The 13,727-nt window shown below is 51.8% G+C and carries 8 protein-coding genes and 1 tRNA gene; 5 read left to right on the top strand and 4 right to left on the bottom strand.

What is annotated here, in order from left to right:
- Positions 1 to 53 precede the first annotated feature (53 nt).
- Positions 54 to 1,145, top strand: coding sequence for an acyltransferase family protein (locus AC6I8W_RS12575; protein ID WP_497835280.1), 1,092 nt, complete (start codon positions 54 to 56; stop codon positions 1,143 to 1,145).
- A gap of 414 nt (positions 1,146 to 1,559) precedes the next feature.
- Positions 1,560 to 2,642 carry an acyltransferase family protein gene (locus AC6I8W_RS12570; protein ID WP_497835279.1) on the top strand — a complete coding sequence of 361 codons (1,083 nt, stop codon included), beginning with the start codon at positions 1,560 to 1,562 and terminating at the stop codon, positions 2,640 to 2,642.
- Positions 2,643 to 2,678: 36 nt separating this feature from the next.
- Here AC6I8W_RS12570 and putA read toward each other — a convergent pair whose 3' ends face one another.
- Positions 2,679 to 6,623 (bottom strand): trifunctional transcriptional regulator/proline dehydrogenase/L-glutamate gamma-semialdehyde dehydrogenase, encoded by a 3,945-nt coding sequence (gene putA / locus AC6I8W_RS12565; RefSeq protein WP_497835278.1) that lies wholly within the window; start codon positions 6,621 to 6,623, stop codon positions 2,679 to 2,681.
- A gap of 301 nt (positions 6,624 to 6,924) precedes the next feature.
- Between putA and putP the strand changes: the two genes are divergently transcribed.
- Both putP and phoH read left to right on the top strand, forming a co-directional pair.
- Positions 6,925 to 8,409 (top strand): sodium/proline symporter PutP, encoded by a 1,485-nt coding sequence (putP, locus tag AC6I8W_RS12560; RefSeq protein ID WP_497835277.1) that lies wholly within the window; start codon positions 6,925 to 6,927, stop codon positions 8,407 to 8,409.
- Positions 8,410 to 9,070: 661 nt separating this feature from the next.
- Positions 9,071 to 9,859, top strand: a complete 789-nt coding sequence (gene phoH / locus AC6I8W_RS12555) for a phosphate starvation-inducible protein PhoH (protein ID WP_497835276.1) — start codon at positions 9,071 to 9,073, stop codon at positions 9,857 to 9,859.
- A 111-nt stretch (positions 9,860 to 9,970) separates the two neighbouring features.
- Here phoH and AC6I8W_RS12550 read toward each other — a convergent pair.
- Positions 9,971 to 10,058: transfer RNA gene (locus AC6I8W_RS12550), tRNA-Ser, on the bottom strand.
- A 245-nt stretch (positions 10,059 to 10,303) separates the two neighbouring features.
- Between AC6I8W_RS12550 and phoA the strand changes: the two genes are divergently transcribed.
- Positions 10,304 to 11,710 (top strand): alkaline phosphatase, encoded by a 1,407-nt coding sequence (phoA, locus tag AC6I8W_RS12545; RefSeq protein WP_497835275.1) that lies wholly within the window; start codon positions 10,304 to 10,306, stop codon positions 11,708 to 11,710.
- Positions 11,711 to 11,778: 68 nt separating this feature from the next.
- On the opposite strand, the gene AC6I8W_RS12540 is transcribed toward phoA, so the two are convergent.
- Complete coding sequence (locus tag AC6I8W_RS12540; RefSeq protein WP_497835274.1) at positions 11,779 to 12,201, bottom strand: NUDIX domain-containing protein; 423 nt, start codon at positions 12,199 to 12,201, stop codon at positions 11,779 to 11,781.
- Positions 12,202 to 12,529: 328 nt separating this feature from the next.
- Complete coding sequence (gene ychF, locus AC6I8W_RS12535; RefSeq protein ID WP_497835273.1) at positions 12,530 to 13,621, bottom strand: redox-regulated ATPase YchF; 1,092 nt, start codon at positions 13,619 to 13,621, stop codon at positions 12,530 to 12,532.
- Positions 13,622 to 13,727: the final 106 nt, after the last annotated feature.

Here is a 13,727-nt window from a genome sequence, read left to right as displayed (position 1 = left end):
TTCATAAATAAAAATAATTGTTTACAAATTCATGACACAATCAGGACTCGATAATGACGTCAGCCAGGCAAGAGGTACTCTGGATCAATACGCTAAAAGGCGGATGTATTTTACTGGTGGTTCTACATCACTCGATCATCACCACCTTTGCCCCATCATTGCAGTATCTGACCGCCGGAATCATCCCTGCAGAAGGCTGGGTGACCTTCAATAAATATCTCTCCCCGTTACGTATGCCTGCATTCTTCTTTGTCTCCGGTCTGTTGGCGGCGAGTGCCGTCAGTAAAAAAAGCTGGCAAGAGGTGTTTACGAAGAAGTTCAGCAACATTCTGTACCTCTATCTGCTGTGGGGCGTGATTCAGTGGCTGACTATCCACTTCATTTCGACACAGTTGATCGGCGACCGTTTATCAACGGCGAAAAACGCGGCCTATGCGGATTCCCCGTTGCAGTTCATCAAGCTACTGCTGCTGTCGATGACCAGCTTGTGGTATCTCTATGCGCTGGCGGGCTTTTTCCTGTTCACCAAACTGTTTCACCGTCAGAAAGTGGCTCTGGTGCTACTGGCGATCGCGGCAAATTATGCTGCTCAGCTCAGTTTGATCCCCGGCTGGGGACCGGCCAGCGTGGCGCAGAACTATCTTTACTTCCTGCTGGGCGTGTTCTTTAGCGAGAGATTGATCGCCATTAGTAGCCTGCAACGTCAGCACTGGCTGTTACTGGCCGGTATTGCGTTGATTGGTGTGGCGCATCATGTCGGCGGTAGTTACAAAAATCCGTTCTATAGCCTGCTGACCATCGTATTTGGCATTGTATTGTGCCGTTTCCTCAATCAGCGTTTCAATATGGCATGGTTGAATTGGATCGGCCGTAACACGCTACAAATCTATGTACTGCATCGTATCTTTATCGAGTTGCTAGGGTTAAGTGCGCTAACGCTGGCATTGCATTACGGCTGGTTTAGTCATGCGGCGTTTAGCTGGGCATGGTCATTATTGATGCCGCTGGCAGGTGTCGCGATCTGTACTTCAGTGTCGTTAGGGGTATGGACTTTACTTAACCGTGGTCCGGGTAGGATGCTTTTTCTCTACCCACGTTTGCTACGTAAACAACCTGCTGAAGCGAAATCAGCACCGCTATCTTAATGTAATACGGGCCAGTGAAAACTGGCCAATTTTGCCCTTTTCAGCAGCACAGGTTGGCTTTTTTTTCTTAACCCTATGCCACATGGTCGCTATTTTTACCTTTATTTGATTATCGTGTGGGTTGAAAGCAGGTGAATAAATCTGAATTATTTAATGTATTTATTTGCTGTTGATGCATATCAATATTCACTTTACTGTTTAAATAAATGGAGAAAATTATTAGCCTGCTTAGTTGTGCTGACCAATGTCACGACGTAACACATTGTTATATAGGGCCAGTAATAATATTTTAAGACTTTCGCTACAGTCAGATTGCCCCTCCTGTTTGATAATCCCTCTCACTATTAAAAATGCCATACCTCATTTTCAGCGTCGGATTTTACGTTCAAGACTCACACAGCGGGAGTTAATCATATGAATAACGCCAGGACCGATGAGATATTATGGGTGAACACCCTTAAAGGCACCTGCATTTTGTTGGTGGTGCTCTACCATACGGTTTTACCCGGATTCGAAAATACCATGCAGTATCTGTCGGCAGGATGGTTGCCAGCAGAAGTTTGGGTAAAGTTTAATACGGTTCTGTCGCCACTGCGTATGCCTGCCTTTTTCTTCGTGTCGGGTTTGCTGGCGGCGAATGGTATTATGAATCGCCCGTGGAAGCAGGTTTTCACCAGCCGTATTACTAATCTTTTCTATCTCTATATCTTGTGGGGCTTTATTCAGTGGTGGTCCATCGATGGCATTTCATCGGAAATCACCGGTCAGCGTATTTCTGACAATACCAATGCCGCCTATGCCGGATCGTTGTTGGAATTCCTGAAGCTGACATTCCTCGCCATGAGTACCTCATGGTATCTCTATGGTTTGGGTATTTATTTCCTGTTAGCGAAGATCTTTTGTCAGCAGAGAATGGCCTTGCTGGCGGTGGCGGTGGTGCTGAACTACCTGGCGGTAGTGAAAATTATCCCCATGTGGGGACCGCAGAGTGTGGCGCAATACTTCCTGTTTTTCCTGCTGGGGGCGTTCTGGAGTCCACTGATGCTCAAGCTCAGCAGCTGGAATCGCGACAATATTGTCCCCTGGGCATTGCTGGTCGCCTTTGCGGGAGTAAACATCATTTTTGGTGTCGGCAGGAATCTGTTTCTGTGCATCATCGCGGTGCTGATGAGCGTGGCGATTTGTCGTTGGTTGAATGCGCATTTCCGCATGACATATCTGAACTGGATAGGGCGCAACACCCTGCAAATCTATGTTATTCACCGCATCTTTATTGAATATTTCGGGATGTCAGCCATTTTGTTCGCACAACGGCATCACCTGTATGAACAAGCGTGGTTTTCGGTGCTATGGGCGTGCCTGTATCCCATCGCCATTGTGACTATCTGTTCGTTGTGTTCTGTGCTGGTATGGTCGGTGACGAACCGTGGGCTGGGGCAGTCGCTGTTTGTGTTCCCGACATTGATCGGCATGAAGCGCAGAAAGACGGCAGCGTAACAAAGAAGGGCGGCCAACTGGCCGCCCTTTTTGCTATTAACCAATGGTCATCAGACTGGCGTTGCCACCGGCTGCTGCGGTGTTGACGCTGAGCGAGCGCTCAATTAGCAACCGCTCCAGCAGCAGATTGGTCTCTCCACGGGCGAAGCCCTGCACAGAAATAATCGCCCCATCGCGTGCTGCCACCTGCTCACACAGGCTGCGTAACTGGTCGGCATCACCGTGATAGATCACCGCATCAAATTCACCAGCTAATATATCTTTTGCCAGCGTAATCCGGAGCTGTACCGAGGTCGGCAAGGCTGCACGTAATGAACGATGCAGTTCATCGTCCGGCCACAGCGCCTGACTACCGACACTGGTGACAGCGGCCAACTGTGTCAGTGCATCCTGCTCGTTGTCGGCAATACACAGCACCTGTTCACGCGGCAGCAGGGTAAAGGTATTGCGCTCACCGGTTGGACCGGGTAGCAGACGGACGGTACCAGCCTGTGCCAGTTGCGCATAACGTTGTGTCAGAGCCAAGAGTTCAGGCTTATCCTGCGCCCATTGTTGCAATGCCTGATGTGCACCCAGTAGTGCGGAACGTACCGTACTCTCCACCGGGCGTTCAGCATCCTGACGGTCAAAGGTGGCGAGTAGCGCGTCGTCCGGGCGGTTCGCCAGCAGGCGATAGAGATACAACGGCCCGCCTGCTTTGGGACCGGTGCCGGATAGACCTTCTCCGCCGAAGGGTTGTACGCCTACTACTGCCCCCACCATATTACGGTTAACATACAGGTTGCCGACTTTGGCCCCTGCCGTTACCTGAGCGATGGTTTCGTCGATGCGCGTATGGACGCCCAGGGTCAAGCCGTAACCGGATGCATTGATTTGATCGATCAGCTGCGGCAGCTTACTGCGTGCGAAACGCACCACATGCAGTACCGGGCCAAAGACTTCTTTGTCCAAATCGCTGACCTGTTCCAGTTCAATCAGTGTCGGTTTGACAAAGGTACCGGTCGCCCACTCTTTGCTGTCCTGCGGGTTTTCCTGCGCGGCCTGGTAAACGGTGAACCCTTTATTGCGCATCGCCTGAATGTGACGCTCGATATTGGCTTTGGCTTCGCCATCAATCACCGGGCCGATATCGGTCGACAAACGCTCAGGATTACCCATGCGACATTCGGCCATCGCGCCACGCAGCATTTTCAGCGTGTGATCAGCCACGTCTTCCTGTACACACAGCAGACGCAGCGCTGAACAGCGTTGACCGGCGCTGTCAAAGGCTGAAGCGACGATATCAACCACCACTTGCTCGGTGAGCGCCGATGAATCGACGATCATCGCGTTCATCCCACCGGTTTCTGCAATCAGCGGGGTAGGGCGGCCTTGCGGATCGAGACGTCCGGCCAGATTGCGTTGCAGCAGGGTAGCGACAGCGGTGGAGCCAGTAAACATCACTCCACGTACGCGGTTATCGCCGGTCAACTGCGCACCCACGGTTTCACCGAGGCCTGGCAGCAACTGCAACACGCCAGCCGGTACGCCCGCGTCCAGCATAATCTGTACCGCCTGCGCGGCGATTAACGGTGTCTGCTCAGCGGGTTTCGCCAGCACGCTGTTACCTGCGGCGAGCGCAGCGGAAATCTGACCGCTGAAAATCGCCAGCGGGAAGTTCCAAGGGCTGATACAGACCACCGGTCCAAGGGGACGATGGGTTTCGTTGTCGAAATCATCGCGTACCATACCGGCATAGTAATAAAGAAAATCCACCGCTTCGCGCACTTCGGCAATGGCGTTGTTATAGGTTTTACCCGCCTCGCGCACCAGCAGGCCAATCAACTGCTGCATCTGGCCTTCCATCATCTCAGCGGCGCGCTCCAGAATGGCGGCACGTTCCTGGGGTGGGGTAGCGAACCAGATCGGACCGGCATTCACCGCCGCATCCAGCGCCTGTGAGACCTCTTGCGGGGTGGCTTCACGCACGCTGCCTACGACATCAGCCGGGGCGGATGGGTTGAGTACCGGGTTGCTGCTGCCGACCGCCAACTCACCTTCAATCAGCGGTTGGGCCTGCCACGGCTGGCTGGCGCTGTTGAGTAAAGCACTGGAAAGTGACGCCAGTCGGTGTTCGTTGGCAAGATCGAGACCGGCAGAGTTAACACGCTTCTCCCCATACAGTTCACGCGGTAACGGGATTTTGGCGTGGGGCAGACCCACCGCGCCTTCACTTGCGCCGATTTTCTCTACCGCTGCCACCGGGTCAGCGACCAGCTCATCAATCGGCAACGAAGTATCGGCGATGCGGTTAACAAATGAGGTATTGGCACCATTCTCCAGCAGACGGCGTACCAGATAGGCCAACAGGGTTTCATGGGTTCCCACTGGCGCATAAATACGGCACGGACGATTGAGTTTGCCGTCGGCCACTTTACCCACCACCTGTTCGTACAGCGGTTCACCCATGCCATGCAGGCACTGGAATTCGTACTGGCCGGGATAGTAGTTGTTACCCGCCAACTGATAAATCGCCGCCAGGGTGTGAGCGTTGTGGGTAGCAAACTGCGGATAGATCAGATTTGGCACCGCCAGCAGTTTACGTGCACAGGCCAGATAGGAGATATCGGTGTACACCTTGCGCGTATAAACCGGATAGCCCTCCAGACCGTCCATCTGGGCGCGCTTGATTTCACTGTCCCAGTATGCCCCTTTCACCAAGCGGATCATCAAGCGACGGCGGCTGCGCTGCGCCAGATCGACCAGGTAATCAATCACGAATGGACAACGTTTCTGGTAAGCCTGGATAACAAAGCCGATCCCGTTCCAGCCTTCCAGCTCTGGTTCGAAGCAGAGCTTTTCCAGCAGGTCGAGCGACAGTTCGAGGCGGTCAGCTTCTTCGGCATCGATGTTGATACCGATGTCGTAAGAGCGGGCTAACAGCGTCAGTGATTTTAGCGTCGGGTAGAGTTCTTCCATCACGCGATCATACTGGGCGCGGCTGTAGCGCGGATGTAACGCCGACAGCTTAATAGAGATACCCGGACCTTCATAAATCCCACGCCCATTAGAGGCTTTACCGATGGCGTGAATCGCCTGCTGATAAGAAACCAGATAGGCTTTGGCATCGCTGGCGGTCAGTGCCGCTTCACCCAGCATGTCATAGGAATAACGGAAACCTTTCTCTTCCAGCTTGCGTGCATTGGCTAAGGCTTCAGCGATGGTTTCACCGGTGACAAACTGTTCACCCATCAGGCGCATCGCCATATCCACGCCTTTGCGGATTAACGGCTCGCCGCTCTTACCGATGATGCGGTTGAGTGAACGCGACAGGTTTGCTTCGTTGTGAGTGGAAACCAGACGGCCAGTGAACAATAAGCCCCAGGTAGCAGCATTGACAAACATTGATGGGCTGCGGCCAAGGTGAGATTGCCAGTTGCCATTGCTGATTTTGTCACGGATTAGCGCGTCACGCGTGGGTTTGTCCGGGATACGCAACAACGCTTCTGCCAGACACATCAATGCCACCCCTTCCTGAGAAGAAAGCGAGAACTCCTGCAACAGACTTTGCACCATACCGGCGCGCCCGGTTGCACCTTTTTGATGCCGCAATTTTTCGGCGAGGTTATAGGCCAGCTGATGTGTTTTCTCCGCCAGCGGGGCAGGGAGGCGTGCCTGCTCCAGCAGCATCGGCACCGCATCGGTTTCCGGGCGACGCCAGGCGGCGGTAATGGCTGAACGTGTTACTGACTGAGGCAGAATCTGTTCGGCAAAATCCAGGAAAGGTTGCACCGACTCTTCCACGGGGTGTTCTTCCGTTGCACCCTCACCCAGTTGCACCGCAATTTCGGGTAAAGAGTCACCTGACTCCAACTGTGCCAGGTAATTAAAGATTGCCTGTTTAATCAGCCAGTGCGGCGTGCGATCGATCTTCTGTGCTGCCAGTTTAATGCGATCGCGGGTCGCTTCATCGAGCTTCACCCCCATCGTGGTGGTTCCCATGCTGTCCTGTTCCTCAAAAGAGTAGAGAGAGTTCTGAAGTGACCTGCACTATCACTCATGTTGCAACTTTGTGCAACCGTGTTAAATGCGCGTTCTGTCGTTACCCGGTCCACTGCTGCAATATTCTCGCCAGGGTTGCAACTCTGTGAGTGGCTGTTTATTCCGGTGCAACCCGTTGTTGCCGAGATCACAACCTGGGAATCGCCGCTAACACCGCGTAATCAAAGGCATTGTGCCTGGCGGCGCTTTGCGGCAGGATACCGCGCCTAAATGGAGATCCAATAACAAGTGGAGAGACGAAATGAGTGTCAGTACACCGATGCTGGTGACTTTTGTTGTATATATCCTCGGGATGGTGTTGATTGGTTTCGTTGCTTACCGTTCAACCAAAAACTTTGATGACTATATCCTTGGCGGTCGCAGTCTCGGCAGCCTGGTAACCGCGCTCTCGGCGGGTGCATCAGATATGAGCGGCTGGCTGCTGATGGGCTTGCCGGGCGCGATTTTCCTGTCGGGCATTTCCGAGAGCTGGATTGCCATTGGTTTGACCCTCGGTGCCTGGCTGAACTGGAAGATTGTTGCCGGACGCCTGCGTGTTCAGACCGAGTATCACAATAATGCGCTGACGCTGCCGGACTTTTTTACCAGCCGTTTTGAGGATCACAGTAAGATTCTGCGCGTGATCTCAGCGCTGATTATCCTCATCTTCTTCACCATCTACTGTGCCTCCGGTGTGGTGGCTGGTGCTCGTTTATTTGAAAGCACCTTCGGCATGGATTATCAGACTGCGCTGTGGGTTGGTGCAGCCGCGACCATTCTGTATACGCTGGTCGGCGGCTTCCTTGCCGTCAGCTGGACCGATACCGTACAGGCCAGCCTGATGATTTTCGCGCTGATCCTGACGCCGGTGATTGTTATCGTCGCAGTGGGGGGCGTCTCCGACTCGCTGGCGGTGATCGAAGCCAAAAGTCTTGAAAACCTCAATATGCTGAAAGGCTTGAATTTTGTGGCGATTGTCTCGCTGCTGGGTTGGGGGCTGGGTTATTTTGGTCAGCCGCATATCCTGGCGCGTTTTATGGCGGCAGATTCACATCGCTCCATCCGTACCGCGCGTCGTATCGGTATGACCTGGATGATTCTATGCCTTGCGGGTGCGGTTGCGGTCGGTTTCTTTGGCATTGCTTACTTCCAGAACCATCCTGAGCAGGCGAGCGGTGTCAGCCAAAATGGTGAGCGGGTGTTTATCGAACTGACGCGTATCCTGTTTAACCCGTGGATTGCCGGTATCCTGCTGTCGGCGATTCTGGCAGCCGTGATGTCGACCTTGAGTTGCCAGTTGTTGGTCTGCTCCAGTGCGCTGACAGAAGATCTCTATAAGGGCTTTCTGCGTAAAAATGCCAGCCAGAAAGAACTGGTATGGGTTGGACGTCTGATGGTGCTGGTGATTGCGCTGATCGCCATCGCGCTGGCGGCAAACCCGGAAAACCGTGTACTGGGTCTGGTTAGCTATGCCTGGGCAGGGTTTGGTGCGGCTTTTGGTCCGGTGGTGTTGTTTGGTGTGTGCTGGCAACGTATGACGCGTAACGGCGCCCTGGTCGGAATGATTATTGGTGCTGTCACGGTGTTGGTATGGAAACAATATGCCTGGCTGGGTCTGTATGAAATCATTCCTGGATTCTTGTTCGCCAGCATTGCGATTGTGGTCGTAAGCCTGATGGGGCGGGCACCATCACAGGAAGCACAACAGCGCTTTGCCGCAGCAGAAACCGAATATCTGACCAAATAACGACTTAGCCCGTATCATTATATGATGCGGGCTTTTTTGTAGCACGTTTTGCACCCATCCTTTTTCTCTCATCACCCTGTTGATTAATAAATGAACATGCCGATGGTGCAGCAGCTAACAGGGATTGGAGATATCCGATGTTTATAAGACGTATTGGCTGGTCGCAGTGATTTACGAATCCTCCTAAAAACTCGCGCTGGAAGCTAATTAACCATTTATCTGAAAAATAAGGGAAATTTAATTTAAGGTGTGACCTGCTCACGGACAGTGGTCACTTTTTGTTAGTCGACGGTTAAAATTAGTGTTGCAAATTACCGCAAATATGATGCATTTTAATCATAAGCGTTGTCAGATGTGTGGCTGAGGTCACTGGAGTTCGCGCATGATTCGGTCCTTCAACGGACAGGTAAATACCCTTCAACACACGCAGTATACTGCGGGGGATTTCTTCCCTCGGAAGTTTCCTCTTCAGTTTTCAAACATCGTTCTTTTTCAATCTCATATTTCTTACCGGTGCGTAGCAGCGCTTACGCGTTGTTGCACGCTATTCTCAATGGCTCGAAACGGCTCTAAAGGAAGCCACGTCAACCTCTAAAGCGTTCACGTCTTCGCAGCGGGACAATCCTGCGGCGATAAATGAAACCAACTGTAAGGTGCCACTATGGGAAGACAGAAAGCAGTGATCAAAGCGCGTCGTGAAGCCCGCAGAGTGCTTCGTAATGACTCTCGCAGTCATCGTCAGCGTGAAGAAGAATCGGTCACTTCGCTGGTGCAGATGGGTGGGTTGGATGCAATTGGCATGGCACGTGATGTGCGCGACAGTTCACCAATTGAAGCCAGAAATGAAGCTCAGGCGCACTATCTCAAAGCCATAGAAACGAAACAGCTTATTTTCGCTACCGGTGAAGCGGGCTGCGGAAAAACCTGGATTAGCGCAGCCAAAGCGGCTGAGGCCCTGATACATAAGGATATCGACAGGATAATCGTAACACGCCCGGTCCTACAGGCGGATGAAGACCTTGGCTTCCTGCCGGGAGATATTTCCGAGAAATTCGCCCCGTATTTCCGACCGGTCTACGACGTTCTGGTTAAACGTCTTGGCTCTTCCTTTATGCAGTACTGCCTGCGCCCGGAAATCGGCAAGGTAGAGATCGCGCCCTTCGCTTACATGCGTGGACGTACCTTCGAAAATGCAGTGGTGATTCTTGATGAGGCACAAAACGTCACCGCTGCGCAGATGAAGATGTTCCTGACGCGTCTGGGTGAAAACGTGACGGTCATCGTCAACGGCGATATTACCCAGTGCGATTTGCCGCGCGGTGCAACATCAGGACTCGCGGATGCATTGGGACGCTTTGAAGAGGATGAGATGATCGGTGTGGTCCGCTTCGGCAAAGACGACTGCGTCCGTTCAGCCTTGTGTCAGCGTACGCTACATGCTTACAGTTAACCATTGAGATCTCTATAAAAAAACCCGGCTCAGGCCGGGTTTTTTTGTGCGCTACGCATGATACAGGTAAAAAAAAGTCTGAACGTTAGTTCAGACTCTTCTTCAGAATGATGGCGGTGAGAGGGGGATTCGAACCCCCGATACGTTGCCGTATACACACTTTCCAGGCGTGCTCCTTCAGCCACTCGGACACCTCACCACATTTTGTTTGTTAACCTCAGCGGGTCAACGGGGCGCTACTATAGGGAGTTAGCCGAAAAGGGTCAAGCTCTATTTTCTCCTTTTTTTCTATTCGCTTAAGCTCTGAGCGGATTGCGGTAGCCTTGTTCGTTTAGTCGATTCTGTCATCAAAATATTGCGCATCAGTCACAAAAGTGTCACGGCATTGTCGCAGACTTGTCCGCGGAAACATTTGGTTATATTTGTGAATAAGGATGCTTATAAATGAAAAAGATACCTTTGATTACGGTTCCACTGATCACCTCATTGTTCGCGACAGCAACATTTGCTGATGCGAACAGTTACTCACGTGCTGCAACCGGTGATTTGACGCAACACGGTGGTGCGCGTCGTCTGAGCGGTGATCAAACCGAAGCGCTTAAAGCCTCTCTCAGTAACAGCACGGCAAAAAATATCATCCTGCTGATCGGCGATGGCATGGGGGATTCAGAAATCACCGCAGCACGCAATCAGGCGATGGGGGCAGGGGGCTTTTTCCCGGGTATAGATGCATTGCCTTTAACAGGTCAATACACCCACTATTCGCTGGATAAGAAAACCCACAAACCAAACTACGTCACGGATTCCGCAGCGTCTGCCACGGCCTGGGCCACGGGCACCAAATCCTACAATGGTGCCATTGGTGTGGATGTAAATGGTAAAGATCAGACCACATTGCTGGAACTGGCAAAAGCGGCTGGCAAGGCAACCGGTAACGTTTCAACCGCTGAATTGCAGGATGCCACACCCGCGGCGCTGATCGCCCATGTGACCTCGCGCAAATGTTATGGCCCGGAAAAAACCAGCGAGTTATGCCCGACCAATGCTTTAGAGCAGGGCGGAAAAGGTTCCATCACTGAACAAATGCTGAAAACCCGCGCGGATGTCACATTGGGCGGCGGAGCGAAATCTTTCAGCGAAGTGGCGAAAGCGGGTGAGTATCAGGGTAAAACTCTGCGTGAACAGGCACAGGCACGAGGTTTCCAACTGGTGGATAATCTTGATGGTATGAATGACGTTCAACAGGCAGATCAGAGCAAACCGCTACTGGGGCTGTTTTCTGAAGGTAATATGCCGGTGCGCTGGCAAGGGCCAAAAGCCAGCTATCACGGTAATCTGGATAAGCCGGTGGTGACCTGTGAAGTCAATAAGGAGCGTCCGGCAAGTACACCAACGCTGGCACAGATGACCAAAAAAGCGCTCGACCTGTTGAGCAAAAATGACAAGGGCTTCTTCCTGCAGGTGGAAGGAGCGTCAATCGATAAACAGGACCATGCGGCGAATCCTTGCGGACAGATCGGTGAAACGGTGGATCTCGATGAAGCTGTTCAGCAGGCACTGGCTTTTGCCCGCGAGCACGGTAATACCCTGGTGGTCGTGACGGCAGACCACGCACACAGCAGCCAGATCGTTGAGAATGGCACCAAAGCGCCGGGTCTGACCCAGGCACTGAACACCAAAGATGGTGCGGTGATGACCATCAGTTACGGTAACTCGGAAGAGGATTCACAAGAGCATACCGGTACTCAGCTGCGTATTGCTGCTTATGGCCCTCATGCAGCGAATGTCGTGGGTTTGACCGATCAGACCGACCTGTTTTTTACCTTGAAGGATGCAATGGGCATTAAGTAACCTGGCGCCAGGCCGGCAAAAAAATCCACGCGACAGCGTGGATTTTTACTTAAGGGAAGAAAAAACAACTATGGCTGTTGCGTCAGGTAACAGTGGATATAGCGGCGATATTCGTCAGCCATATTTATGGGTAATTCATCTGATGAGAAAAAGGTCAGATCTTCAATTTCACTCGGATCATGAATCATCACCCCGGACCATTCATCAACCCGGTAAAGGGCGGTAACCCTGTTGGCTTTATTATTATTTTCCTGGCTAAAAGTATATTCAGGTCCGGAAAAGTAACCTAACAGCTGTATCCGATGCACATCCAGATTAGTTTCTTCTTTTGCTTCCCGTTTCACTGTTTGTTCCGGTGACTCCCCAGGTTCCAACCATCCTCCCGGTAGCCCCCAACTCCCATCTTTGCGAAGCTGCAACAGTATGCGTACTCCGGCCAGCAGTAATAAACGGTGGCCAACCAGGCCGGGCATCTTTTCAACGTGATTCACTTCACTTTCCAGTCAGAGGATAATTAATGCAAGTTGCAGCAAGCCTGTTCACGCAGGCCAAAAATATTACATATTATTTTTAAGCTTTATTTCGATTGAATAAATGTGGCACATCAAAGCCAGAATAAATTCGAGCTTAAGGTATAACAAGGACGGGAGAGATTGAATAGAGAATGTACTGGCGAGCGTTGAGGAAATTCCCGCAAGTGTATTTGGTCAGTAAACTGCAATTGAAGATAATTGACAAAACTGCGCAGCATGATTTTTTAATAAAAAAAGCCCATGTATTTGCATGGACCTTTTTATTAATTTGAACAGCGGAAAATGATTAGACGTTAAACAGGAAGTTCATAACATCGCCATCTTTAACGATGTACTCTTTACCTTCAGAACGCATTTTCCCTGCTTCTTTCGCGCCTTGCTCGCCTTTATAAGCGATAAAGTCATCAAACGCGATGGTCTGCGCGCGGATAAAGCCTTTCTCAAAGTCGGTGTGGATTTTACCGGCCGCCTGCGGTGCAGTGGCACCGACCGGGATAGTCCAGGCACGTACTTCTTTCACACCAGCGGTGAAGTAAGTTTGCAGGTTTAACAGGGTATAACCAGCACGAATCACGCGGTTCAGGCCCGGTTCTTCCAGACCCATTTCAGCCATAAACTCAGCGCGCTCATCATCTTCCAGCTCTGCAATATCTGACTCCACTGCGGCGCAAACCGGCACCACTACTGAACCTTCCGCATCTGCAATCGCACGAACCTGGTCGAGATAAGGGTTGTTCTCGAAGCCATCTTCATTGACGTTAGCGATATACATGGTCGGCTTCAGCGTCAGGAAGCTGAGGTAACGGATGGCGGCTTTCTCATCGGCATCCAGATCCAGTGAACGCAGCATGCCCGCATTTTCCAGATGCGGCAGGCACTTCTCCAGGGCAGCCAGTTCAGCCTTGGCGTCTTTATCGCCGCCTTTGGCTTTCTTCTGTACGCGCTGGATAGCACGTTCACAGGTATCAAGGTCCGACAGCGCCAATTCGGTGTTGATGATATCAATATCTTCAGCCGGGTTTACTTTGCCCGCGACGTGAATGATGTTTTCATTTTCGAAGCAGCGCACCACGTGGCCAATAGCATCTGTTTCACGAATATTGGTCAGGAATTTGTTGCCCAAACCTTCACCTTTGGACGCGCCTTCAACCAGACCGGCGATATCCACGAATTCCATCGTGGTAGGCACGACGCGTTGCGGTTTAACGATCTCGCTCAGTTGGTCAAGGCGCAGATCGGGCATTGGCACGACACCGGTGTTTGGCTCGATAGTGCAGAACGGAAAGTTGGCTGCTTCGATACCCGCTTTGGTCAGCGCGTTGAACAGGGTGGATTTACCGACGTTCGGCAGGCCCACAATACCGCATTTAAATCCCATGATCTGATTACCTTTCTCGCTGAGTGTGCAGCGCTGACCGACAACGCTGACAGATTCAAAAATTTTCGCGCATTATACACAGATTTAGCCCTCTGCGGCGCGGGAT

The organism is Pantoea sp. X-Soil-TKNS-1211, assembly GCF_059730495.1.
Note: the sequence above shows the minus strand (reverse complement) of the source record. Positions and strands in the feature narration are given on the sequence as shown.

What these genes read in the sequence shown, in the direction of transcription:
- AC6I8W_RS12575 (WP_497835280.1), top strand. Translation starts at nt 54, where the DNA reads ATGACGTCAGCCAGGCAAGAGGTACTCTGGATCAATACGCTAAAAGGC.
- AC6I8W_RS12570 (WP_497835279.1), top strand. Translation starts at nt 1,560, where the DNA reads ATGAATAACGCCAGGACCGATGAGATATTATGGGTGAACACCCTTAAA.
- putA (WP_497835278.1), bottom strand. Translation starts at nt 6,623, where the DNA reads ATGGGAACCACCACGATGGGGGTGAAGCTCGATGAAGCGACCCGCGAT.
- putP (WP_497835277.1), top strand. Translation starts at nt 6,925, where the DNA reads ATGAGTGTCAGTACACCGATGCTGGTGACTTTTGTTGTATATATCCTC.
- phoH (WP_497835276.1), top strand. Translation starts at nt 9,071, where the DNA reads ATGGGAAGACAGAAAGCAGTGATCAAAGCGCGTCGTGAAGCCCGCAGA.
- phoA (WP_497835275.1), top strand. Translation starts at nt 10,304, where the DNA reads ATGAAAAAGATACCTTTGATTACGGTTCCACTGATCACCTCATTGTTC.
- ychF (WP_497835273.1), bottom strand. Translation starts at nt 13,621, where the DNA reads ATGGGATTTAAATGCGGTATTGTGGGCCTGCCGAACGTCGGTAAATCC.